General features: G+C 46.0%; 20 protein-coding genes, 4 tRNA genes and 1 other annotated feature. Of the genes, 12 read left to right on the top strand and 12 right to left on the bottom strand.

What is annotated here, in order from left to right:
- Positions 1 to 88: 88 nt before the first annotated feature.
- The 8 genes from A9237_RS14460 to trpL2 all read right to left on the bottom strand — a co-directional run bounded on the left by A9237_RS14460 (position 89) and on the right by trpL2 (position 8,740).
- The gene (locus A9237_RS14460) at positions 89 to 1,348 is read right to left on the bottom strand and encodes a dicarboxylate/amino acid:cation symporter (protein WP_009706921.1); all 1,260 of its coding nucleotides are present in this window, start codon (positions 1,346 to 1,348) and stop codon (positions 89 to 91) included.
- 337 nt (positions 1,349 to 1,685) lie between these two features.
- Positions 1,686 to 2,492, bottom strand: a complete 807-nt coding sequence (gene trpA, locus A9237_RS14465) for a tryptophan synthase subunit alpha (protein ID WP_042522821.1) — start codon at positions 2,490 to 2,492, stop codon at positions 1,686 to 1,688.
- The gene (trpB, locus tag A9237_RS14470; RefSeq protein WP_064368599.1) at positions 2,492 to 3,682 is read right to left on the bottom strand and encodes a tryptophan synthase subunit beta; all 1,191 of its coding nucleotides are present in this window, start codon (positions 3,680 to 3,682) and stop codon (positions 2,492 to 2,494) included. The genes trpA and trpB overlap by 1 nt, the downstream gene beginning before the upstream one ends.
- Positions 3,683 to 3,746: 64 nt before the next feature.
- Positions 3,747 to 5,186 carry a bifunctional indole-3-glycerol-phosphate synthase TrpC/phosphoribosylanthranilate isomerase TrpF gene (trpCF, locus tag A9237_RS14475; RefSeq protein WP_078608452.1) on the bottom strand — a complete coding sequence of 480 codons (1,440 nt, stop codon included), beginning with the start codon at positions 5,184 to 5,186 and terminating at the stop codon, positions 3,747 to 3,749.
- A 13-nt stretch (positions 5,187 to 5,199) separates the two neighbouring features.
- A complete protein-coding gene (trpD, locus tag A9237_RS14480) occupies positions 5,200 to 6,210 on the bottom strand; it encodes an anthranilate phosphoribosyltransferase (RefSeq protein WP_078608453.1) in 1,011 nt (336 codons plus the stop codon).
- 37 nt (positions 6,211 to 6,247) lie between these two features.
- On the bottom strand, positions 6,248 to 6,856 hold the full coding sequence (locus A9237_RS14485) for an aminodeoxychorismate/anthranilate synthase component II (protein WP_078608454.1): 609 nt from the start codon (positions 6,854 to 6,856) through the stop codon (positions 6,248 to 6,250).
- A 16-nt stretch (positions 6,857 to 6,872) separates the two neighbouring features.
- Positions 6,873 to 8,438 carry an anthranilate synthase component 1 gene (locus tag A9237_RS14490; protein WP_078608455.1) on the bottom strand — a complete coding sequence of 522 codons (1,566 nt, stop codon included), beginning with the start codon at positions 8,436 to 8,438 and terminating at the stop codon, positions 6,873 to 6,875.
- Positions 8,439 to 8,564: 126 nt separating this feature from the next.
- Positions 8,565 to 8,668, bottom strand: a sequence feature (Trp leader region).
- On the bottom strand, positions 8,615 to 8,740 hold the full coding sequence (trpL2, locus tag A9237_RS14495) for a tryptophan operon leader peptide (RefSeq protein ID WP_078608456.1): 126 nt from the start codon (positions 8,738 to 8,740) through the stop codon (positions 8,615 to 8,617). Its footprint overlaps the feature before it by 54 nt.
- A gap of 95 nt (positions 8,741 to 8,835) precedes the next feature.
- Between trpL2 and rnm the strand changes: the two genes are divergently transcribed.
- A complete protein-coding gene (rnm, locus tag A9237_RS14500; protein ID WP_078608457.1) occupies positions 8,836 to 9,714 on the top strand; it encodes an RNase RNM in 879 nt (292 codons plus the stop codon).
- A 38-nt stretch (positions 9,715 to 9,752) separates the two neighbouring features.
- On the top strand, positions 9,753 to 10,373 hold the full coding sequence (locus A9237_RS14505; protein WP_078608458.1) for an L-threonylcarbamoyladenylate synthase: 621 nt from the start codon (positions 9,753 to 9,755) through the stop codon (positions 10,371 to 10,373).
- 96 nt (positions 10,374 to 10,469) lie between these two features.
- On the opposite strand, the gene A9237_RS14510 is transcribed toward A9237_RS14505, so the two are convergent.
- Complete coding sequence (locus tag A9237_RS14510) at positions 10,470 to 11,180, bottom strand: calcium-binding protein (RefSeq protein ID WP_009706913.1); 711 nt, start codon at positions 11,178 to 11,180, stop codon at positions 10,470 to 10,472.
- A 346-nt stretch (positions 11,181 to 11,526) separates the two neighbouring features.
- On the opposite strand from A9237_RS14510, the gene rluB reads away from it, so the two are divergent.
- Entirely contained in the window at positions 11,527 to 12,465 is a 939-nt protein-coding gene (rluB, locus tag A9237_RS14515; RefSeq protein ID WP_005434955.1) for a 23S rRNA pseudouridine(2605) synthase RluB, read from the top strand.
- A 166-nt stretch (positions 12,466 to 12,631) separates the two neighbouring features.
- Here rluB and A9237_RS14520 read toward each other — a convergent pair whose 3' ends face one another.
- Both A9237_RS14520 and efpL read right to left on the bottom strand, forming a co-directional pair.
- Complete coding sequence (locus A9237_RS14520) at positions 12,632 to 12,952, bottom strand: HI1450 family dsDNA-mimic protein (protein WP_005431208.1); 321 nt, start codon at positions 12,950 to 12,952, stop codon at positions 12,632 to 12,634.
- Between the two features lie 2 nt (positions 12,953 to 12,954).
- Positions 12,955 to 13,521, bottom strand: a complete 567-nt coding sequence (gene efpL, locus A9237_RS14525) for an elongation factor P-like protein EfpL (RefSeq protein ID WP_005431209.1) — start codon at positions 13,519 to 13,521, stop codon at positions 12,955 to 12,957.
- 187 nt (positions 13,522 to 13,708) lie between these two features.
- On the opposite strand from efpL, the gene A9237_RS14530 reads away from it, so the two are divergent.
- A complete protein-coding gene (locus tag A9237_RS14530; RefSeq protein ID WP_078608459.1) occupies positions 13,709 to 14,476 on the top strand; it encodes a nucleotidyltransferase family protein in 768 nt (255 codons plus the stop codon).
- A gap of 39 nt (positions 14,477 to 14,515) precedes the next feature.
- On the opposite strand, the gene A9237_RS14535 is transcribed toward A9237_RS14530, so the two are convergent.
- Complete coding sequence (locus tag A9237_RS14535) at positions 14,516 to 16,879, bottom strand: DNA polymerase II (RefSeq protein WP_078608460.1); 2,364 nt, start codon at positions 16,877 to 16,879, stop codon at positions 14,516 to 14,518.
- A gap of 433 nt (positions 16,880 to 17,312) precedes the next feature.
- Here A9237_RS14535 and uvrY point away from each other — a divergent pair, with 433 nt between their 5' ends.
- From uvrY to A9237_RS14580, 8 genes are all read left to right on the top strand, one after another.
- A complete protein-coding gene (gene uvrY, locus A9237_RS14540) occupies positions 17,313 to 17,957 on the top strand; it encodes a UvrY/SirA/GacA family response regulator transcription factor (RefSeq protein ID WP_005434947.1) in 645 nt (214 codons plus the stop codon).
- A 1-nt stretch (position 17,958) separates the two neighbouring features.
- Entirely contained in the window at positions 17,959 to 19,791 is a 1,833-nt protein-coding gene (gene uvrC / locus A9237_RS14545; protein ID WP_078608461.1) for an excinuclease ABC subunit UvrC, read from the top strand.
- A gap of 46 nt (positions 19,792 to 19,837) precedes the next feature.
- Positions 19,838 to 20,395 (top strand): CDP-diacylglycerol--glycerol-3-phosphate 3-phosphatidyltransferase, encoded by a 558-nt coding sequence (gene pgsA / locus A9237_RS14550; RefSeq protein WP_009706909.1) that lies wholly within the window; start codon positions 19,838 to 19,840, stop codon positions 20,393 to 20,395.
- 401 nt (positions 20,396 to 20,796) lie between these two features.
- Positions 20,797 to 20,870 (top strand) — tRNA-Cys (locus A9237_RS14555).
- A 20-nt stretch (positions 20,871 to 20,890) separates the two neighbouring features.
- Positions 20,891 to 20,966: transfer RNA gene (locus tag A9237_RS14560), tRNA-Gly, on the top strand.
- Between the two features lie 80 nt (positions 20,967 to 21,046).
- A tRNA-Leu gene (locus A9237_RS14565) sits at positions 21,047 to 21,133 on the top strand.
- Positions 21,134 to 21,143: 10 nt separating this feature from the next.
- Positions 21,144 to 21,219, top strand: a tRNA-Gly gene (locus A9237_RS14570).
- 754 nt (positions 21,220 to 21,973) lie between these two features.
- Positions 21,974 to 24,865, top strand: coding sequence for a pyridoxal phosphate-dependent class III aminotransferase (locus A9237_RS14580; protein ID WP_078608462.1), 2,892 nt, complete (start codon positions 21,974 to 21,976; stop codon positions 24,863 to 24,865).
- Position 24,866 lies beyond the last annotated feature (1 nt).

Genomic DNA, 24,866 nt, shown 5'->3' on the forward strand with positions numbered 1-24,866 from the left:
CCGGTTTCTATTTAAACGGTTACGTAAGGCAAGTTTGAGATGAAAAAAAGCCGCTCTTTTGAGCGGCTTGTTTAAATTGCATTCAGGCTTAAGCTTCTTGCTTTTGAAGCTCAACTTGCTGTGCTTCTTCTTCCACTAGAGCATCAACGATAACGGCACATGCTGCGTCACCTGTGATGTTTAGTGCCGTACGAATCATATCGAAGATACGGTCAAGAGCGAACAATAGTGGTAGACCTTCAATTGGGATACCTGCCGCTAGAAGTACAGCCACAACAAGGAATGAAGGACCAGGAACACCTGCTTGGCCTACTGCGCCTAGTGTAGAAGTTACGATGATCGCAATGTAAGCGCCCATACCTAGGTCGATGTTGAATAATTGCGCGAAGAAAATGGCTACTAGGCCATAGTAAATCGCGTTACCAGACATGTTGATGGTCGCGCCAAGAGGCAGAACAAATGATGCTGTTGAGTTGCGAACACCTAACTCTTTCTCACACGTATCCATTGTTACTGGCAGTGTCGCCATTGAAGAAGCTGTAGACAGTGCAACGGCTTGTGGCTTTTTCATTGCTGAAACGAACTTCTTCGCCGATGTCTTAGTGAACACGTGCACCATCGCTGGGTAAACCACGAAACCGAACACTAGGATTGCCGCTACGTAAACAACGAACAGTTTGAATACCACCATCAGGGCACCAAAACCGAACGTACCTACCGCTTCAGCCATCAGACCAAATACACCGATAGGAGCAATGATCATCACTTTGTTGATCATCCAAACCATAGCGTCAACGATGCAGTTAACACCATTGATGATTGGCTCGCGACGTGATTTTTCTTGTTTTGAAATCGCGATACCGAAGAACATACAGAACACAAGGATCTGAAGGATGTTCGCTTCGTTTAGTGATTGGAAAACGTTAGTTGGGATCATACCAGTGATGGTTGCCCAGAAAGTCGGTAGCTCACCTTTTGAAGCGTATTCTGCTGAGAACATGCCCTCAACGCCAGAGACGTCGATGCCCATGCCCGGTTGGAATACTTCACCCATGACTAGCGCAAGTGCTACTGCTAGGGCGGATGTCAGACCGAAGTAACCTAGGGTTACCAAGCCCACTTTACCTGCAGATTGGCTGTTGCCTAGACCTGCCGCACCTGAGATAAGCGCTACTGCGACCAAAGGGATCACAAGCATCTTGATCAGGTTGATAAAGATTGCACCAAGTGGCGCGAATACAGTCGCACTTTGACCCATAAAGGCACCAACGGCAGTACCTACGATCATTGCAATGACGACTTGCACGCCAATGTTGTTTAGCAAACTCTTTTGTTTTAACACTTCCATAACCTCTGTGCTAATAAAATGTAAAATCCTAAAATTACCCACCAATCTAAAGTTGTTATTTGGATAATTATATCGCCTTGCTTTTTACACTTATCATTCACAATTAGCAATACAATTCCGGTACAAACTCACCGACTAATTAGGAATTTCTTGATTAATGATAGTTTTTTAATCAATAGCAATCGTTTGCTATTGTTTGAGGTAATGGTTTTGATTGGTGTTGTTTATAAAATGGATGGTAATGGAAGGGAGGTTTTAGAAACTGAATGTTAAAAAAAAGATCGATTCCGAATGTTTAATAAGGAATCGATCTCATAGTTATCAAATCAGTGATACGTTATTTTTGTGTTGCAGCTTTCATTGCAGAAACGAATTCACCTAGCTTGTCGAGCATAATTTGTGGCTGCTCAACGTTCGCTTCAATGATTTTTACCACGGCTGAACCAGAAATTGCACCAGCCGCACCAGATTCTAGTGCTTGTTTCACCTGTGCAGGCTCAGAGATGCCAAAACCAAGTAGCGCTGGTGGTGCATCAAATTGGTTCAGTCTATCGAGCATATGACCTACAGGCATGTTTGCTTTGGTTTCTGCGCCAGTAACACCTGCACGAGAGAGTAGGTAAGTGTAGCCGCCACCCAACTCTGATACTTGCTTCAGTGTTTCATCACTTGCCGTTGGTGGTGCGATGAAGATTGGGTGAATACCAAACTTTTCTGCAGCAGCAACAAATTCAGCACTTTCATTAGTTGGTACGTCTGCAATCAAAACAGAATCGATACCTGCTTTTGCACAACGCTCATAGAAGTTCTCGATACCACGAGAGTAAACAAGGTTCGCGTACATCAGAAGGCCAATAGGCAACTCTGGGTACTTAGCTCGGATCTTACCAATTTGCTCGAAGCAGATATCTGGTGTTGCACCTGAGTCTAACGCGCGAATGTTAGCGCCTTGGATAGTTGGGCCATCCGCAAGAGGATCTGAGAATGGAATACCGAGTTCTAGGGCATCTGCGCCCGACTCAACCAATGTTTCCATGATCTTGTAAGACTGTTCTGCGTTTGGATCGCAAACCGTTACGAACGGTACAAACGCGCCTTGGTTTTTCTCGTTTAGGCGCTCAAACATCTTTGCATAACGGCTCATTAGATCGCTCCTTTTTCTTCTAGGATGGCATGTACAGTGAAGATATCTTTATCACCACGACCTGATAGGTTCACAACTAACAATTGTTCTTTTTCTGGATTCTCACGAGCCATACGCAGTGCATGAGCCAGTGCGTGAGAAGATTCTAGAGCAGGGATGATACCTTCGTTACGCGCAATTTCCTGGAATGCTTCTAGTGCTTCATCATCCGTCACGTTGTCATATTCAGCACGGCCAATTGCGTTTAGGTGTGCGTGTTGTGGACCAACTGAAGGGAAATCAAGGCCAGCAGATACTGAGTAAGACTCTTCAACTTGGCCGTTTGGATCTTGCATCAACGGTGCTTTCATGCCGAAGAAGATGCCCGTTTTACCGTGTTTAAGTGGTGCACCGTGCTGGTCAGTATCGATACCTTTACCTGCTGGCTCAACACCAATTAGGCGAACGCTTTCTTCTTCGATGAAGTCAGCAAACATACCAATCGCGTTTGAACCACCGCCCACACATGCGATAACCGCATCAGGAAGACGACCTTCACGTGCCAAAATCTGATTCTTCGTTTCTTCACCAATCATGCGTTGGAAATCGCGCACGATCGTTGGGAATGGGTGAGGACCTGCCGCTGTACCTAGTAGGTAGTGCGCGTCTTCGTAAGTTGCTGACCAGTCGCGCAGCGCTTCGTTACATGCATCTTTAAGTGTCGCTGAACCCGAGTGGACAGGAATAACTTCTGCGCCCATTAGCTTCATACGGAATACGTTCGGGCTTTGACGCTCAACGTCTTTTGCACCCATGTACACGCGACACTTAAGGCCAAGTAGTGCACACGCTAGTGCGGTCGCAACACCGTGTTGGCCTGCGCCTGTTTCAGCGATGATTTCGTTTTTACCCATGCGTTTCGCAAGCAGTGCTTGACCTAACACTTGGTTGGTCTTGTGCGCGCCACCGTGAAGGAGGTCTTCACGTTTTAGGTACAGTTTGGTTTTCGTACCTTTGGTTAGGTTACGAGTTAGAGTCAAAGCCGTTGGACGGCCCGCATACTCTTGAAGAAGCGTCATGAACTCACTGCGGAATTCTGGGTCTTCTTGCGCGTCGATAAACGCTTGCTCTAGTTGCTCCAGTGCTGGAACTAGAATTTGCGGAACGTACTGACCGCCGTATTCGCCAAAGTAGGCATTCAGTTTTGCCATCGTTATATTCCTTCTCGTATTTTTCGCTACGAATAGCTTTAAATTTTTTAGCTGATATCCAGCTTTAGTAGTTGCGAATGGCGGTGAATGCCGCGAGCAACTTCTGTGAATCTTTTTTGCCTGGTGCGCTTTCTACACCAGTGTTTAAATCTAATCCCAAGCAACCTAGTGTCGCTGCTTGTTGAGCATTTTCTGGCGACAGTCCGCCCGCTAGCATAATTTGACTTGGGTCGCCGATCAGTGACCAGTCGAACACTTGACCAGTTCCGCCAGTTTGAGTGCCAACTTGCGCATCTAATAAATGGCGATCAATGTTGTCTGCAAGCAGTTCTGGCTTGGCATCAGTCACGCCGTAAGCTTTCCAAATTTCTACTGCTGCTGGCAGTTCGGCTTTGAGTTGGTTTACGTAAGCTTGGTCTTCTTGACCGTGCAGTTGCACTGCATTTAAACCCAAAGAGGTCACGACAGAAGCAACAAAATCGATATCGTGATTTTGGAAAACGCCTACATAATTCAGAGGAGCACCGCTCATGGTTAAGCGAGCACCTTCAAGGTCAACCGCACGCTTCGACTTCTCGACAAAAATCAAGCCACCAAATACCGCACCAGCTTGATACGCTTTCGCTGCGTCATCTGGATGAGTAAGACCACAGACTTTGTTTTCACCCAGCGTCACTTTACGTACTGCAAGTTCAAGGTTGTCTTCTGCCATCAGTGAACTACCAATCAAGAAGCCGTCTGCGTATTCCGCTAAATCACGAACTTGTTGATGTGTATAAATGCCAGATTCTGAGATTACTGTTGCGTTAGGAGCCAGTTCGCGAATTGTCGGTGCCAGTTCTTTAGTACGATTCAAATCAGTACTTAGGTCGCGAAGGTTACGGTTGTTGATGCCGATAACGCGTGCGCCAAGCTTAACGGCACGATGAAGCTCTTCTTCGTTGCTGACTTCGGTCAAGATACCCATGTTCAGGCTGTGTGCTGCTTCTTCTAGCGCTTTGTACTCTTCGTCATTCAGGACAGAAAGCATCAATAGCACAGCATCAGCACTGTAATGACGTGCTAGGTAAACTTGGTAAGTATCTACCATGAAATCTTTGCACAGAACTGGTTGTTTGACTTGACCACGCACTTGAGGAAGAAAGTCAAAGTTACCTTGGAAGTACTTCTCGTCTGTTAGGACTGAAATTGCATCTGCATGGTTGTTGTAAACCGATGCAATGTAATCCAAGTCGAAGTGATCACGAATCAAACCTTTAGAAGGAGATGCCTTCTTACATTCGGTGATGAATGCCGTCTTTTCGCCACTCAGAGCATCGTAGAAGCTGCGGTCCGATGGCAGCAAATCAGACTGAAATGTGCTTAGCGGTTGAGACACCTTACGGTCTGCAACCCACTGATATTTGTCGCGGACAATTTTCGCTAGTACTTCTGCCATTTCTGCTTCTTTCTTGGAAACGTGTTCAGACAGGTTGTCAGCTTTCTGAGTGTTGAAGTCAGTCATCTTCTTCAATTCCTTAAGCGTGTGCGGCAAGTTGTTGTACCAATTGGTACGCCTTGCCTGAATTCATTGCCTCAATCGCTTGCTGCGTGTTGGCTTTTAAATCTTCGTGGCCGAATAGACGCATTAGCAGAGCAACGTTCACTGCCACTGCACCTAATTGTGCGTCTGTACCTTTACCCGTCAGAATATTAGTAATGATCGCTTTGTTTTCTTCAGGATCGCCACCTTTGATCGCTTCTAGTGGGTGCGCTTCTAGGCCGAAGTCTGCAGGCGTTAGTTTATATTCTGTGATCTTACCGTCTTTGATTTCAGCAACGGTTGTTTCGCCGTGAATTGCTACTTCGTCCAAGCCACTGCCGTGTACTACAGCGGCGCGCTTCATACCCATTTGTAGCATGGTTTCTGCGATAGGACGAACCAGTTCTTCACTGTAAACGCCCATCAACTCGATGTTAGGACGAGCAGGGTTAATCAGTGGGCCAAGAATGTTAAAGATAGTGCGTGTTTTCATGGTTTGACGCACTGGCATCGCATGTCGCACACCACCGTGGTACTGAGGTGCAAATAGGAAAGCAACACCGATCTCGTCTACCGCTTTGCGCGTATCTTCTGCGCTCATTGCTAGGTTAATACCAAATGAATCAAGAAGGTCAGAAGAACCAGATTTGCTTGAAACGCTGCGGTTACCGTGTTTCGCTACTTTTAGACCACATGCTGCAGCAACAAACGCCGCAGTGGTTGAAATGTTGATGGTGTTGTGACCGTCGCCGCCAGTGCCTACGATATCTGCGAAATCGTAATCTGGGCGAGGGAATGGGTTTGCGTTTGCCAGTAGTGCTTTTGCCGCGCCTGCTATTTCATCCGGCGTTTCGCCTTTGATTTTTAGTGCAGTCAGTGCTGATGCCATCAAAATTGGGTCTAGTTCACCACGGATAATGATGTCGAATAGCTGTTGGCTCTCTTCCTGAGTAAGCGATTCTTGCTCGTACAGTTTGGTAATAATAGGGTTGATGATTGCTTCCATATTTCCTCTCCTAAATTTCTTATGTGCCAAGTGCTTTTTAAGCAGTGAGTGGGTTCGTTGAAGTTTGTTCTTCAAGTGCCCATTCAATGGCATTGGCCAACAGTGTCGCTCCGTAGGTCGTCATAATAGATTCCGGGTGGAACTGGAACCCGCAAACTTTATCTTCTTCATGTACAACAGACATTACCAAGTCATCCACTTCTGCTGTGATGGTTAGGCTCTCAGGAACCTTGGTCGCAACTAGCGAGTGGTAACGTGCAATTGCAAGTGGTGATGGTAGGTTTTGGTAAATCGCATGGTTTTGGTGCTCCATCATAGAGACCTTACCGTGAATGATTTCGCCCGCGCCAGCAACAGTGCCGCCGTATGCTTCAACAATCGCTTGGTGACCTAGACAAATGCCGAGCATCGGCACTTTGCCTTTCATGCGTTGGATAAGCTCTGGCATTGAGCCTGCCTCTGACGGTGCACCAGGACCTGGTGATAGCAGAACCACTGGGTTTTCAAGCTCATTTACCGCTTGTTCAATGGTTTCTGCTGGGATGTTGTTTCGGTAAATCTTGACTGAGTGACCTAGCGAGCGGAATTGATCCACAAGGTTGTAGGTGAACGAGTCAAAGTTGTCGATAAAAATGATATTAGCCATCTCTGAACCCTATTCCTTATTGTGACTTATGCGCTGCTTGGATAGCAGAGATTACCGCTTGTGCTTTGCCGCGCGTTTCGTCTGCTTCCGCTTGTGGATCAGAGTCGAACACCACGCCCGCACCAGCTTGAACTTGAGCAATACCGTTCTCAACGTACGCTGAGCGGATTACGATACAAGTATCTAACGTACCCTCGCCAGTAAGGTAACCCACAGCACCGCCGTAACTACCGCGTCGTGCACCTTCTACATCGCGAATCAACTGCATTGCACGAATCTTTGGTGCACCAGTGAGCGTGCCCATGTTCATACAAGCTTGGTATGCGTGCAGCGCGTCTAGGTCTTCACGCAGTTGACCAACCACACGAGATACCAAGTGCATTACGTGGCTGTAACGGTCGACTTTTAGAAGGTCTGCTACGTGGCGAGTGCCAGCTTGAGCAATACGAGCGACGTCATTACGTGCTAAGTCAACCAACATCATGTGTTCTGCGTTCTCTTTCATGTCGGTGCGCAGTTCAAGTTCAATGCGGCTATCTAGGTCGAAATCAATCTCGCCGTTAGGGCGTTTGCCACGGCGACGAGTGCCTGCGATTGGGTAGATTTCAATTTGGTTAGTGTCGGTTTCGTACTTAAGCGCACTTTCTGGTGATGCGCCAAACAGAGTGAACAGCTCATCTTGCATGTAGAACATGTAAGGGCTTGGGTTACTTTGTTTCAGTTCTTTGTAAGCCGCCAGTGGAGAAGGGCAAGGTAGAGTGAATCGGCGAGATGGTACAACTTGGAATACATCGCCTTTCACTACGAACTCTTTTAAGTCGCGAACAGTTTGGCAGAAGTCTGCATCAGATACGCTAGGTTCTACCGTTACGTCAGCGATTTGTTTTGCGCTTGGCAGTAGTTTTGGCGCTGCACACTGAGCGCTGATTTCTGCAATACGAGTCTCTAACGCTGTTTTCTCTGAACCATCAACAAACAACGTCGCTTGAAGCTGGCAAGATTCCGTTTGATGGTCGACAACAAGCAATGTTTCCGCGACGTAGAAAACGTAATCTGGGCACTGATTTGTTGCTTCTGCATTACCAAGCGGCTCGAAGTTTGCGACTAAGTCGTAGGCAAACAGACCACCAAGGAAAATCGCGTGTTTGTCTTGCTGCGAAATATCAAAACTATGCTGAACCAAACGCAGCGCATCAAAAGAAGAGGCTTCACGTAGGCGAGAATCTTCATCTAACGTGTCACATGGTTGGTCAAATTCTAAAGTTAGCGTTTCGCCATCGAACTTACTCTCAACGTCACCACGAATGTTCTGGTTTAGGTGAGACAGTAGGTTTTTACCGTTGTTGGTCAAGGCGTGCATGCTAACAGTGTGGCCGTAGCAGACAATGCGAACCGCTGAATCTACGATCAGCAGGGATTTCAAATCTTGCTTCGAATCGATCTCAGCAGATTCCAGCAACAGGCTGTCAGTTTTGTTCTCACATAAAGTGTGGAACAAACGAGTCGGGTCTTGAGTATAAGGGACGGAAGCCGTTAGCACTTCAAGCTGTCCAAGTTTCTTAATTTCAATGGCCTTGTTCACAAGACCTCCTTATAGCTGTTTTACATCTTCCTGCCGTACATAGTCGCATAAAGCAAACGTTCACCCAATCAAGTTTTGGTCATGTCCGATGAATGTTTGAGCAGTTGAATGTGAGATGGACGACAAAACAAAAAGCCCGCTGAAGTAGCGGGCTTTGTGACATTTAATTCTCTAAACTAGAAGTACACGTTCGCCCACCAAGAACTTGTCCAAGTGCGCCACCAAGCAAGGTCAGCAGAATTCATCTTATTCAGACGAACTGCAACTTTCGCTTCCTGATTTTGGTTAAATTCTTGTAACATGGTGAGCCTTAAATTAGGTACTTCGTATTTGTGTACTAGTTAACTAGTGCGGAGATGAAAAGTCAACCCCAAAACAGCATTAAAACGACAAAAAGATGAGAATTGATTTACACAGTCACACCACCGCGTCAGATGGTCGATTTGCACCACACGATTTAGTGGATAGGGCATTGAGTTTTGATATCGAGGTTTTGGCGATCACGGATCATGATACGGTTGACGGCTTAGCTCCGGCCAAGCAATACGTTGAAGAGAATAATCTGCCGATAAAAATCATCAACGGTATAGAAATTTCGACTGTTTGGCAGAACAAAGACATCCATATTGTTGGATTGAACATCGATCCAGAAAGCCCTGTGCTGGCAGAGCTGATTCAACAGCAAAAAGCGCATCGTGTTGCCCGAGCTGAGATGATTGCTGAACGTTTGCAAAAAGCGACTCGCGAAGGTGTGCTAGAAGAAGTTCAGCAAATCGCGGGTGACGCGCCAATCACTCGTGCACACTTTGCCAAGTGGTTGGTGGATAATGGTTATGCCAAAAACATGCAGATGGTGTTCAAGAAATTTCTAACCCGCTCTAACCCAGGTTACGTGCCACCAAATTGGTGCTCAATGAAAGATGCGGTTGATGCAATTCATGCTGCTGGAGGCTCTGCTGTTCTTGCGCATCCGGGTCGTTATCAACTGACTGCGAAGTGGGTAAAGCGCCTATTAGCCGCGTTTGTTGAAGCGGGTGGGGATGCAATGGAAGTGGCACAGCCTCAACAAGCGCAACAAGAAAGACGCAACTTGGCTGATTATGCTATACAATACAAACTATTAGCTTCTCAAGGCAGCGACTTTCACTATCCATCTCCGTGGATGGAATTGGGAAGAAACCTCTGGTTACCCGCGGGCGTAGAACCAGTTTGGAAAGATTGGGGTATTGATCCTTCGTTGGATAACGCTCAACAAGACGAAATCGAGAACCGATAAAAATATAGAGCCGAGAGGTTCGATAATGAGGAATTACAATGAGCCAGTTTTTTTACGTTCACCCAGAAAACCCACAGGCTCGCTTGATCAATCAAGCAGTAGCAATCATTCGTAGCGGCGGTGTGGTGGTTTACCCAACCGACTCAGGTTACGCACTAGGCTGTCAGTTAGAAAACAAACAGGCGTTAGAACGTATTTGTCAGATCCGCCGTCTGGATGATAAGCACAACTTTACTTTGTTGTGTCGTGATTTGTCGGAGCTTTCTTTGTACGCACGCGTAGACAACGCGGCATTCCGACTACTGAAAAATAACACGCCGGGTCCTTACACTTTCATCTTCAAGGGCACAAAAGAAGTGCCGCGTCGTTTGATGAATGCAAAACGTAAGACCATCGGTATTCGTGTACCGGATAACCGCATTGCACTAGACCTGTTGGAAGCACTTGGTGAACCAATGATGTCTACGTCACTTATCCTACCGGGTAGCGATGTGACGGAATCGGACCCAGAAGAAATTCGTGACAAACTAGAGCACGCCGTAGACGTGATTCTTAACGGTGGCTACTTAGGTGAGCAACCAACAACGGTTATCGACTTCAGTGAAGGTGAAGCGGTTGTTGCTCGTGTTGGATCTGGCGACCCGGCACCATTTGAGTAACTGGTTTTACTCTTAACAAAACAAGAAAGGGAGGCGTGAGTGCCTCCCTTTTTACTTTGAATCCGCTTATTTCTGATTCAATGGAATGGTATCAATTTAGGCAAAATCGAAGATATCGATGCCGTGGTGCTCAATGTAGTTGATGTAGCCTGCATCAATACCTTTCAGTGTCACTTCTACATTAAACTCGTCACTTGAGTAAACTGCCCAACCGAAATCGTTGTAAGACAGAGTTAAGTCGTCTGCCGAGTCCAAGAACGTATCGCGAATACCATCGTTGTTGGTATCTAAACCCATATCAAAGACAAGCTTGTCGTGACAAATGTTGAAATCGAGAATTTCTGATTTTACTTCGATGTCGTTTGAAGAAACTGGCTGATCGGGAACGCCAACAGCAAGACGGTTGGTCATTACGAACGTGTCATCGCCGCAACCGCCAGCAATCACAGAATGACCATCACCGACAACTACGGTGTCGTCACCCCATCCGGCATTGATAAAGTTGTTGCCTGAGTAGTCGAAAATTGTATCGTCACCACAACCACCAAATAACAGGTCATTACCTAAGCCGCCAGACAAGTAATCATCGCCTGAACCGCCTGAGAGTAGGTCATTCCCTCTGCCACCTAGTAGGGTATCGTCACCACGACCACCGAAGACATAGTCGTTTCCACCAAAGCCAACAAACTTATCGTCGCCGCCAAAGCCGACAAAAATATCAGTCGTGTCCGAGCCTTTTGTGCCGGTCATGTTGTCATCTTCTGAGGTGCCAAATATCCAATTTAGGTCAAGATTTGTATGAGACATTTATTATTCCTTTTCATCTGATTAAGGGAGCTAGCAAGCTGTAGGGTTATCTTTCTTATAGCCCTGACAATTTTATCAGGTAGGGGATTTTTTAAGAGGTGGACACAGACCCATAATAGTGCGGTTCTAATGCCAATGAGTCTGGTACTAAGTTGGAGAAGATGATGAGTTTAGTGTGAGTTTCCGAAGGACATTCTGCAGTGACAATATCGACGATTTTGCTTACATTAAATCAGAGAATCTCGTATAATGTCCGACCGAAAAAATCCCAATAGGTTGGGTAACTTGCACAATTGAAGACCAATTCTGGTCTCGACGTCTGTGAAGACGACACATAGGTAGATAAATGAGCGAAAAGTTACAAAAAGTATTAGCACGTGCTGGACACGGTTCTCGTCGTGAGATTGAATCGTTAATTAAATCTGGTCGCGTTAGCGTGAACGGAATCGTAGCTAAACTTGGTGAAAGACTAGAAGATGAGAACAGCGTAGTTCGTATCGACGGTCACATTGTGTCTGCAAAGGCACAAGAAGAAGTGATCTGTCGTGTATTGGCTTACTACAAGCCAGAAGGTGAACTATGTACTCGTCACGATCCTGAAGGTCGTCGCACTGTTTTCGATCGTCTGCCAAAAATTCGTGGCTCTCGTTGGATTTCAGTTGGTCGTCTTGATGCGAACACATCTGGCCTGCTGCTTTTCACAACGGATGGTGAGTTGGCAAACCGCCTAATGCACCCAAGCCGCCAGGTTGAGCGTGAATACCTAGTACGCGTATTTGGTGAAGTGAACGAAAAGAAAGTTCGCAACCTAGTAAGTGGTGTTGAACTTGAAGATGGTATGGCTCGTTTTGAAGACGTAGTACATGCGGGTGGTGAAGGTATGAACCACACGTTCTACGTAGTGATTAACGAAGGTCGTAACCGTGAGGTTCGTCGTTTGTGGGAATCTCAAGAATGTACGGTTAGCCGTCTAAAGCGTGTTCGTTACGGTGATATCTTCCTAGACAAGAAACTGCCTCGTGGCGGTTGGATGGAACTAGACCTGAAAGAAGTAAACTACCTGCGTGAGCTTGTAGAACTTCGTCCAGAGAAAGAAACCATGCTTGATCTAAACAAAGACAACACATCACGTAAGCGTGAACGTGCTCGTAGCCAAAAAATTCGTCGCGCAGTTAAGCGTCACGAAGAGCGTGTTAACACACCAAAAGGTCGCAGCAACAACCCTTCTCGTCGTAAGCCGAAGAAGGCTGCTGGTGACCAAGGCGCACGTAACAAGCATCGTTAATCGATAGCAGAAAATCAGAAAGGCTTGCCACATTGGCAAGCCTTTTTCTTATCTAGCGTTTCGCGTTCGCGATCTTTCGTGTTTGCCAATCACAAGTAACTGTTAATCGTAGGCATAAAAAAACACCAGCGCGAGGCTGGTGTTTTTGATCATGATGAGGAAATCGTTAATCACGTTTCCAAAGCATATGACAGAACTTATGTTCTGGGTCTCGACTGATTAGCATACGAGCAAAAACGTCATCAAGTACGTCATTTTCCTCGTTTACTAAGCCGATTCGAACTTCTGCATACACTTCTTTGTCGATATCGAAGCCAACGTGTTCAACCCAGTCATCACCAGTTTCAACAAGTTCTGCGGCACCACGATCTTCAAATTGCGCAGTAAACAGAATGACATCAGCTGGCTCTAGATTGTCTGGAGCCATCTCAAGGAAGATGTCGTACGCAGCGTCGATAACGTCGTCGTAAGAAATCAAATCAGACATACTTATGCTCGGCTCATGTATTTACGTTCAGTCGTGTTGATGATTACACGGTCACCAGTCGCGATGTACTCAGGAACTTGAATAACAAGACCTGAAGCAAAGCGTGCAGGCTTAGTACGTGCAGATGCAGATGCACCTTTAATTGAAGGATCAGTTTCTTCAATCACTAGCTCAACAGAAGAAGGAAGCTCGATACCAACAGCAGAGCCGTTGATTAGGATAAGGTGAATACCTTGAGTGTCTTCGTTGATGAACAGAAGCTCATCTTCAACTTCGTTGTGCTTGAATGTGTATTGTGAGTAGTCTTCGTTATCCATGAAGATGTGCTCATCGCCATCAGCGTATGAGTACACAACTGCACGTTTGTTCATTTCTACTGTTTCAACAACGTCATCAGACTTGTAACGCTCGTCTACACGTGCACCAGTGTTTAGATCTGTACAGCGCATTTTGTAGATTTTAGCGCCGCCACGACCACCTGGAGTGGTTACTTCGATGTCTTTTACTAGAAGAGTTTTACCATTAGACTCGATTGCGAAGCCTTTTTTGATTTCACTTGCCTTTGGCATTGTATTTTCCTATTTACACTTATTAAGCAAAACTTGGTGATTATAGCGCTAAGTTGCTTGTCTGGCATCAAAATTCCGCACAGTAATTTGCACGTCAATAAGGGCTTTAATGGGCTTGATTCAAACGCTAGGCTAGTGGATCATATAGCCCATCGTCCGTTAAAAGCTTGAGATCGCGTTTTCTTCAATGTCTCTCCCTGTCATCGACCCAAAGCATCCATTCCAACCTGAATTTGAACCTCTGCTCAGAGAAGTTCTGGCGTGCCTCAAAGGCGGGCTAGGGGCCAATCTTCATAGTGTCTACGTCTACGGTAGTGTGGCACGCAAGTCGGCGGTTGCAGGAAAATCGAATCTCGATATGGTCGTTGTCACTAAGTCGAACTTTGAAAACAATCGCGCTACTTTGTTGAACACCATCAAATGGCGTGCTCAACAGGGATACCCTCACGTTAAAGGGGTATCGATTCGTACCGCCTTGGTGAGTGAGGTCGCAAACCTAGACAGCATTTTTACTTGGGGCTTTATGCTCAAACACTGCTGCGTGTGCGTCTACGGAGATGATCTGGCGGATTGTTTTGGAGATTACGTCCCAAGTTGGGAGATTGCTAAACATTGGAACATGGATGTCGAAGACTGGCTATCGGTGTATCGCACTAAGATAGTACAAGCACAAAGCATTGAAGAGCTGGTCAGTGCCCAAGTAACTATCGCTAAGAAGCTACTTCGTGCGTCGTACTCGCTTGTCATGTATCGAGACAAACGTTGGTTTGATGATCCGCTTGAATGTGGGGAGCAATTTCTACGATACCACCCAGAAAAGCAGCTAGAGATAGAACGCCTTGGCATTTTGCTCTCTGGTCGCGCTATCCCTAAACGTTCTGTGATTGGTTTAATTGACGGTTTTGGTGAGTGGTTGGTGGCTCAGTACCAAAAGACCGAATTTCGTATTGGGTAACGTCAGCTAGCGTTAACTCCCTTCAATCTAGAACCTGATTTAGAACAGGCCCATCTGCGGCGCAGATAACTGCTCGAAGTCTGTGCCAATGAACGGCAATATCGCATCCGCAACCGGCTTTAGCTGTTTATCAATGTAATGCTGGTAGTCGATAGGGCTATTGAGATACTCGTGTGGCTCAGGTCCATTCACAGTAATTAAGTATTCTATTCGACCTCGGTTTTGATATTGCAGAGGGCGACCGAGTTTGACATTGATGTCGTCGGCTAAACGCGCAGCACGTACTTGTGGCGGAATATTTTTCTGATACTCATGTAATTTGCGTCGCAAGCGCTTTTGATACACCAACTGATCATCAAACTCTCCCGCATTGGTCTTCTCAACCATCTCTCGCACGTAATCACTAGGGTCTTCACCATGGAAGATCATTTGGTACAAGGTGTTTTGGAATCGCTGCGCCAGCGGTGTCCAGTCGGTACGTGCACTCTCTAACCCTTTAAAGATGATGCGTTCTTGTTCGCCTTCACCAATCAGGCCTGCATAGCGTTTTTTCGAGCCCGTTTCGGCACCTCGAATGGTCGGCATCAAGAACTTGCGATAATGAGTTTCGTACTCAAGTTCAAGAATCGAGTTGAGGTTGTACTCGCTGCGCAGATGGTTATTCCACCACTGGTTGATGTAGTCGACCAGTTCATTACCAATTTTATCGGCGTCTGCTTGGCTATATGCGCCGTTTAAAGAAACAAAGGTTGAGTCGGTGTCGCCATAGATCACTTGATAACCTTTGTCCTCAATCAGAACTTTAGTTTGCTTCATGATTTCGTGCCCACGCATAGTGATACTAGAAGCAAGGCGGGTATCAAAGAAACGACAGCCGGAAGAACCAAGCACACCATAGAAAGAGTTCATGATGATTTTGATGGCTTGTGAGAAGGCTTTCTCATTATTCTTCTTGGCAACATCTCGCGCTGCCCAGAGCTTTTCGATCATCTCTGGCAAGAAGTGCTTTGAACGATGGAACTGACCGCCACGAAATCCCGGTACGGCTTCATCTTCTGCCTTGCCGATTTCAAGCTGCAAACCTTCGACTAAGCCCATAGGGTCAATCAGAAATGAGCGAATGATAGAGGGGTACAGACTCTTAAAATCGAGGACCAATACGGAATCATAAAGGTTAGGGATAGAGTCCATCACATAGCCGCCAGGGCTGGCGATCCAGTTTTCTGGATGCAGATTTGGCGCAACATAACCGGCTCGGTGGATTTGCGGCAGATACAAATTGGTAAAAGCCGCGACAGAACCACCAACGCGATCCAGTTCCACACCTGTGAGGCGAGAGCGTTCAATCGCAAAGTCGAGCAGGTGAGTGTGGTCGAAAATCTTGTTTACCAACACGCAATCTTGCAGGTTGTATTTCGCCAGAGATGGTTTGTCTGAACGGTACATGCGATTGATTTCATCCATTCGGTCATGCACGTTATGGATCTCTTTACCTTCTCCGAGCAGTTCTTGTGAAACGGACTCAAGTGACCATGAGCGGAAGTGGTACGTCGCGGTTTTAAGCGTATCTATACCATCCAGCACCACACGACCGGGGATAGAAATAAAACCTTGTTGGCTTTGCGCTGAGCTACGGAAAAAACTCGGTTGGTCTGCTCGGCCTAATATCAGCTTCATGTTGTGCCATTCTGCGCGCTTATGCAGCAGGCGGAAGTCGAAGTCGATAATGTTCCAGCCGACAATGACATCTGGGTCGAACTGCTTAAACCATTCAATCAAAGCTTCAAGTAGCGCTTTTTCATCTTTTACCCATAGAATTGGTGTATCGGCCGGTTCTGGCTCACCAATCATGATCACACGTGAATCGACAGGGCTATCTAAACCAATGGAATAGAGGATGCCTTTTTCAGAACACTCTAAGTCGAGGGAAACTACATGCAATTTAGGTTGGTATTCGCCCGTGCGACACTTTGCGTTTTGGACGCGTTGGAACCCGTTTCGAGATTGTAGATTCCCGGTAAACTCCATGCTGCCTTTGATAAAGCGTTCCATCAGATAACGATCGGCAAGTCGTACATCACCCTCGAAATGGACTATGTCGTTTTGCTTGAGTTCATCTTGTAGGGCGAACGCGTCTTTTGTGGTCTGGGTATAACAGGCGGCTAAACGTGTTAGTTGGAAGCTCTTTAACTCTAGCGGGCGTATGTCGACAGCAATTTGTTTAGAAGTGGCAAATTGCTTGGTTTGTTCGATTTGCGCTTGTTCAATAAAGAAGACGGGTCTTTCTCCTTGAATCAACAATTGGGTCGGACCATTCTCGGTCGAAAGCCACAACTCTATTTGAGTTTGACCTTTGATGTCTCGGGCTTGGCGAGTGAGAAGGAAGCCTTGTTGGATGTTCAATAGAGAGAAACCTTGTAAATCAGTGAAGAACGTATTCTATCATTAAGAACTGTAAAAATAACCAGTGAAAAGTAACGCTCTATTTTGCTGGTTAAATCGTGGTGCCTTGGGTGTACAAAAGCTGAGATATGTCGCTTATGGAATAACCATTTATGGGTGATATTGCGTTTTGCTGAGCAAAGTGAAATCTAGCTGCTTGATTTATTGGAGCTTATGTTGTTAATTAGCTTGTCTTAAAATTCGGCTTTGCACAGAGCGCACTCAAATAATAGAGTGGTTTATGAATAAGTTCTTGCCAAACTTTGCGTTTAAGCACATATTCATAGAAAGCAATTTTTTGCCATATGCGTTAGTATATAGGCACTCATACTGATATCCACATTTGACAAATGTTATGTGGGTGCAGAGCCAATAAAAGTGTGGAGATACAAGTTTGATAAATGTTTTCCTTGTAGATGATCACGAGCTGGTTCGCACAGGGATACGACGTATTATTGAAGACGTCCGTGGAATGAACGTAGCAGGAGAAGCTGACAGCGGTGAAGAAGCAGTAAAATGGTGTCGTAGTAATCATGCTGACGTCGTTTTAATGGATATGAACATGCCAGGAATAGGCGGCTTGGAAGCCACGAAAAAGATTCTTCGCGTGAATCCAGATGTAAAAATCATCGTACTAACCGTTCATACGGAAAATCCGTTCCCAACTAAAGTGATGCAGGCGGGTGCTTCTGGTTATTTAACTAAAGGCGCGGGTCCTGATGAAATGGTTAACGCAATTCGTGTGGTTAACAGTGGGCAGCGTTACATCTCGCCAGAGATTGCGCAGCAGATGGCATTGAGTCAATTCTCACCTGCCTCAGAAAACCCATTTAAAGATCTTTCTGAACGCGAACTGCAGATCATGATGATGATAACCAAAGGCCAGAAAGTAACGGATATTTCTGAACAATTGAATTTAAGTCCAAAAACAGTCAACAGTTACCGCTACCGACTGTTTAGCAAGCTGGACATTAATGGTGACGTTGAGTTAACACACTTAGCGATCCGCCACGGAATGCTGGACACCGAGACCCTTTAGTGTGAATCAACCCTTCGATTCGGCTTCCTTTCTCAAGACAGTAACTCATCAGCCCGGCGTTTACAGAATGTACAACGCCGAGGCTGTTGTCATTTATGTAGGCAAAGCCAAAGATCTCAAAAAGCGCCTCTCAAGCTACTTTCGTAAAAAAGTAGATAGCGAGAAAACGCGCGCCCTCGTAAGCAATATTGCTAAGATTGATGTCACGGTCACTCATACCGAGACGGAAGCGCTCATCCTTGAGCATAACTACATCAAGCAATACTTACCGAAATACAACGTACTTCTGCGTGACGATAAATCGTACCCTTACATTTTTATTAGCGGTCATAAACATCCGCGATTGTCTATGCATCGTGGTGCGAAAAAGCGCAAAGGTGAATACTTTGGGCCGTATCCGGATTCTGGCGCGGTACGAGAAACCTTACACCTTTTGCAGAAAACCCTCCCTGTTCGCCAGTGTGAAGATACGGTCTATTCCAACCGAACTCGTCCATGTTTGATGTATCAAATTGGTCGCTGTGCAGGCCCATGTGTGAGCACGATTATTTCGGATGAAGAGTACGCCGAGCTGGTGGGTTTTGTTCGTTTGTTTTTGCAGGGCAAAGATAAGCAAGTACTTGAGCAACTCATTGAGAAGATGGAAGTGGCAAGCCAACAACTTCGTTTTGAAGATGCGGCCAAATTCCGTGACCAGATCCAAGCGATTAGACGCGTACAAGAACAACAGTACGTTTCAGAAGACAGCATGGATGATATGGACGTGCTTGGTTTTGCCCAAGAAAACGGCATTGCTTGTATCCATATCTTGATGATTCGTCAGGGTAAGGTGCTAGGCAGTCGTAGCCATTTCCCTAAGATTCCACAGAACACCAGTCAACAAGAAGTGTTTGATAGCTTCCTTACCCAGTACTACTTGAGTCATAACGAGGCGCGTACTATTCCCTCTCGCATTATCTTGAATCAAGAGCTAGGTGGCGATATCGAGCCGATTCAGCAAGCTCTGAGTGAAGTAGCGGGGCGCAAGGTTCAATTCCATAGTTCTCCAACAGGTTCACGCGGTCGTTACCTTAAGTTGTCCAATACCAATGCGTTGACGGCGATTACCACTAAGATTAATCACAAGATGACCATCAACCAGCGTTTCAAAGCACTGAGAGAAGTCTTGGGTGTGGAAACCATCGCTCGAATGGAGTGTTTCGATATTTCGCATACGATGGGCGAGAGCACTATTGCTTCCTGTGTGGTGTTCAACAGTGAAGGTCCAGTCAAGCAAGAGTATCGTCGCTACAACATCACAGGCATTACGGGTGGTGATGATTACGCGGCGATGGGACAGGCATTAGAGCGTCGTTATTCGAAGCAACTTGATGTAGAGAAGATACCTGACATTATCTTTATCGATGGTGGTAAAGGGCAATTGAATCGTGCTCATGAAATCATTTCGCAGTATTGGGGAGATTGGCCAAAGCGTCCGACTATGATTGGTATTGCAAAAGGGGTGACACGTAAACCAGGTCTTGAAACCTTAATTACCGTAGATGGTGAAGAATTCAACTTGCCAAGTGATGCACCAGCGTTGCACCTGATCCAACATATTCGAGATGAGAGCCATAACCATGCTATCGCAGGGCACAGAGCGAAACGTGGAAAAACGCGTCGCACCAGTGCTTTAGAGGGAATTGAAGGCGTTGGCCCAAAACGTCGTCAAGCTTTGCTTAAATACATGGGTGGTTTACAGGAATTAAAGCGTGCAAGTGTCGAAGAAATCGCCAAAGTACCGGGAATTAGTCACTCTTTGGCAGAAATTATTTTCCAAGCATTGAAACAATAAGGAAAATCCCGCAACATTAAGCCGCAATGTGTAAGAGAATAATAAAATGCGTTTGAATATCCCGAACATTCTATCTCTACTAAGACTGTTCCTAATCCCAGTTTTTGTGGTTGTTTTCTATCTACCTTACTCTTGGGCTCCTTTTGCAGCAGCAATGGTTTTCTGGGTTGCAGGGTTTACCGATTGGTTAGACGGCATGCTAGCTCGTAAGTTAGGCCAAACCTCTCGTTTTGGTGCCTTCATCGACCCAGTCGCTGATAAGGTCTTAGTCGCCACTGCTCTGATTATGATTACGGAGCACTACCACACGATTTGGGTAACCATTCCTGCGGTAACTATGATAGCGCGAGAAATCATCATCTCTGCATTGCGTGAATGGATGGCAGAAATCGGCAAACGAGCCAGTGTTGCGGTTTCTTGGGTCGGTAAAGTAAAAACCGTGTCTCAAATGTTCGCATTGTGGGTGTTGATCTGGCGTTACGATGATTGGATGGTATGGCTAGGCTTTGGCGCTCTTTATATCGCGACTTTCCTAACGTATTGGTCAATGGTTCAATACTTAGCGGCGGCGAAAGATGATTTGCTCAACGAAGAGCACCATTAATCAAACAACACATAAATAGCATTTTAAGAAGCAGGCGATATAGCCTGCTTTTTTTATGCCTCGGATTTGTGATGAAGAAAAATGTGACATGAGTCTTGTTTTTAATCCGACTAAACGCTTAGTGCGGTTTGTTACTTTAATTATCGATAGTTAATACAAGAAGGAACGCCACAGAATAGGTGAGAGGTGTAGCTCGATATTCATGATAAACAAGAGTATTTGGGCTAATCTCAGTATTAAAACTAATCAATTTACCGTCTTTCGCACAAATTCTGGTCAAACGATTTAAAAAAATAAAAATAGTGTTGACTCGATCGTCCGAATCCGTAGAATGCATTCCGTACCCAAGAGAGCACGGCTTGAAAGGGTGGTGAAAGAAGCGATGCTTACTTCACAAATGAGGCGCCTTGGCAGAGTGGCTATGCAGCGGATTGCAAATCCGTGGACCTCGGTTCGACTCCGGGAGGCGCCTCCATCATTCTTTTTAGAATGAATGCGACACTAGCTCAGTTGGTAGAGCGCAACCTTGCCAAGGTTGAGGTCACGAGTTCGAACCTCGTGTGTCGCTCCAAATAAAAATGATATGGCGTTAAGCGGTATCAGATGATGGTGTTTTACTTTTCTGTAAAGGCATTACAAAGAAATTTGTGTGCCCTGGTGGTGGAATTGGTAGACACAAGGGATTTAAAATCCCTCGACGTTCGCGTTGTGCCGGTTCAAGTCCGGCCCGGGGCACCATCTCAAATCTGCGACACTAGCTCAGTTGGTAGAGCGCAACCTTGCCAAGGTTGAGGTCACGAGTTCGAACCTCGTGTGTCGCTCCAGATTCGGAAAGCCCAGCATAAATGCTGGGCTTTTTCGTTTCTATCGATTCAACTGCTATGAGCTCACTTTTCTCATCCCCAGAGCTTCACACCGCTGATCAGAATCGGTTTGTCACATCTTCAATAGTAACTTTAGGGTTCCCTAAGTTTCCTGTCACAGCTTCCTTAGCCTTCCTTTGAGCATTTCAGATGATCCACTTCTGACGCTAATTTCTGCGATAGATATCAATATTGCGGAAAATGAACTGAGTAAACGTTTGCTGTGATTGTGATCTCAATCAATATGCAACCTGTGAAAACATATTGCCAGAAGATTTTAGTTTGTGATAAATTCGCGCGCAATCTCGGAGCGTATTATTACGACTTTGATTCTCTGGGGGATACGCGTAGTGAACATTCAAGCTGATTGTGACACTACGTAGGGTAGGTATCGACAAAGCCATTTGTCGATAGACGGGATACTAGTGCTGTAAGAAACAGCATGTTAATGGGAAACCCAACATTGAAACCTTTAAACAAACACACACTAATCAGCTTCATACTGCCGAAATGTCCTGTTTTACAAAACGGGTGCATTACGGAACCTTGATTACTCCCCAATCAAAATAAAAAGTCACGCTCGTTGTGACGGGTTATCTGTATTTGTCATTTAATCGATGACGAATGCGGAGGTGTATCTATATCTCCTGTTATTTAATACTAACGAGAATAAATACAGGAAAGAGAATCATTATAATTCAAGGGATTATGTAGTATGAGCACTGCCTTTGAAGTCGATAACACTATCGCAAATTACTTTTCCTCCCAGGTTCCTGTTGTTGAAGGAATCTACGATTTAACGCCTGATCAAGTTCTTATCGAACAAGCAGAGCATGAATCTGAGGTTCGTTCTTACCCACGTCGTCTACCAATCGCGATTAAGCAAGCTTATGGTTGTTTGGTTGAAGATACGCGTGGTCAAGTCTTCCTAGATTGTCTTGCTGGTGCGGGTACATTGGCTTTGGGTTACAACCACCCAGAGATTAACCAAGCGCTAAAAGAACAATTGGATTCTGGTTTGCCGTACCAGACTCTGGATATCGCAACGTCTGCGAAAACGCACTTCATCAAGTCTGTTAAAGGCTTTTTACCGCAAGAGCTGAGCGACAACTGTGTGATTCAGTTCTGTGGCCCTTCAGGTGCAGACGCGGTTGAGGCAGCAATCAAACTTGCCAAACAAACCACAGGTCGTAACACCATGTTCGCTTTCCGCGGTGCCTACCACGGTATGACGAACGGCACCATGGGTATGATGGGGAACTTGGGCACCAAAGCTCGTCGTACAGGCTTGATGTCAGACGTGCACTTCATGCCATTCCCTTACAGCTTACGTTGCCCGTTTGGTCTAGGCGGTGATGAAGGTGCGAAAGCAAGCATTCGCTACATCGAGCGTCTACTGAACGACGACGAAGCAGGCATCATGAAGCCAGCAGCAATCATTGTAGAGCCAGTACAAGGTGAGGGCGGTGTTATTCCTGCGCCTGCATTCTGGCTACGTGAGCTGCGCCGCATCTGTGACGATCACGGTATCCTACTGATTTTTGATGAAATTCAATGTGGTGTCGGTAAGTCGGGTTACAACTTCGCATTCGAAGAAGCGGGCATTGTTCCTGATATTTTGTGTTTGTCTAAAGCGATCGGTGGTGGCTTGCCAATGTCACTATTGGTGATCAACAAGCAACATGACACATGGAAGCCAGGTGAACACACCGGTACTTTCCGTGGTAACCAGCTTGCAATGGTATCAGGTGCGAAAGCATTAGAAATCATTCAACGTGACAACCTTGTTGAGCACGCCAATGTTGCAGGTCAATACCTTCGTTTTGGTCTTGAGAGTATTCAAAAACGCGTAAACTGTATTGCAGATGTACGCGGCAAAGGTCTGATGCTTGGTGTTGAGATTAAACATCCAAGTGGCGAGCTAAACAAGTTTGGTGAGCCTTTGTCAGATGGCCAGCTTACTCTTGCTATCCAACGTGCGGCGCTTGAGCGTGGATTGATGGTAGAGAAGGGCGGCCGCGACGGCTCCGTCATTCGTTTCCTTCCTCCGCTTATCATTTCTTTCGAGCAAATTGACTTTGCACTTCGAGTTCTGGAAGACGCAATTATCGCTGCAGGCGGTAGCCACGTTGAAGCAGACCCACAAGAAGAGTGGAAAAAGCACTTCATTCAAACTGGTGAACTTGGTGGTACTGAGTTTGCGTCTGTGATGAATCACATGACTGCAGCAATGAAGTCGGTGTTTGAGCAGGTGAATGCACCATACTCGGGAATGGAGCCTAAACTGCTGGAAGCGGCGATTAACGCGGTCGATCTGGACAACAAAAACGCATCGCTAAAGTCAGTGATTGATGAAGCTGCAGAGCTTGTTGCGAAGAATGCGATTTTCACTCAGCACCCAGATTGTATTGCTCACCTACATACGCCTCCTCTCATGCCTGCGGTAGCGGCAGAAGCCATGATTGCAGCATTGAACCAATCAATGGATTCATGGGATCAAGCATCGTCTGCGACTTACGTTGAGCAGAAAGTAATTAACTGGCTGTGTGACAAGTACGAGCTTGGTGAGAAGTCGGATGGCATTTTCACTAGCGGCGGTACACAAAGCAACCAAATGGGCCTAATGCTGGCGCGTGACTGGATTGCTGACAAGCTAAGTGGCCACTCAATCCAAAAGCTGGGTCTTCCAGAATACGCGGACAAACTTCGTATCGTATGTTCGAAGAAATCGCATTTCACGGTTCAAAAGTCAGCATCTTGGATGGGACTGGGTGAGAAAGCCGTGATGACCGTCGATGCTAACGCTGACGGCACAATGGACATTACTCAGTTAGATCGAGTTCTAAAACAGGCAAAAGCAGAAGGTTTGATTCCATTCGCTATTGTTGGCACCGCGGGTACGACCGATCACGGCGCAATTGACGATTTAGAATTCATTGCTGATATGGCAGCGAAACATGAGATGTGGATGCACGTGGATGGTGCATACGGTGGCGCATTGATTCTTAGCAGCCACAAATCACGCCTGAAAGGTGTAGAGCGTGCACACTCGATCAGTGTCGACTTCCACAAACTGTTCTACCAAACAATCAGCTGTGGTGCGTTGCTGGTGAACGACAAATCTAACTTTAAGTTCCTGCTTCATCATGCTGACTACCTAAACCGTGAACATGATGAGCTACCAAACTTGGTCGACAAATCTATCGCAACGACGAAGCGTTTTGACGCATTGAAAGTCTTTATGACGATGCAAAACGTGGGTCCTAAGGCGCTTGGCGATATGTACGATCACTTATTGGTACAAACGCAGCAGGTTGCCGACATGGTTCGCAACCACGAGCAGTTTGAACTTCTTGCTGAACCAGCACTTTCTACGGTTCTATTCCGTGCAACCAATGTACGCTCAAACAACGCATCTGCAGATTTAGATGAACTGAACAAAGCATTGCGTCTTGAAGCGTTAACTCGTGGTATCGCGGTACTTGGTGAAACCATCGTTGATGGTAAGACCGCTCTTAAATTTACGATTTTGAATCCTTGTCTGACGACAGCGGACTTTGAATCTTTGCTCTTGAAAATCAACACGCTAGCAGTTGAGCTAGTTTAAT

The organism is Vibrio owensii, from assembly GCF_002021755.1.
Taxonomy (GTDB): domain Bacteria; phylum Pseudomonadota; class Gammaproteobacteria; order Enterobacterales; family Vibrionaceae; genus Vibrio; species Vibrio owensii.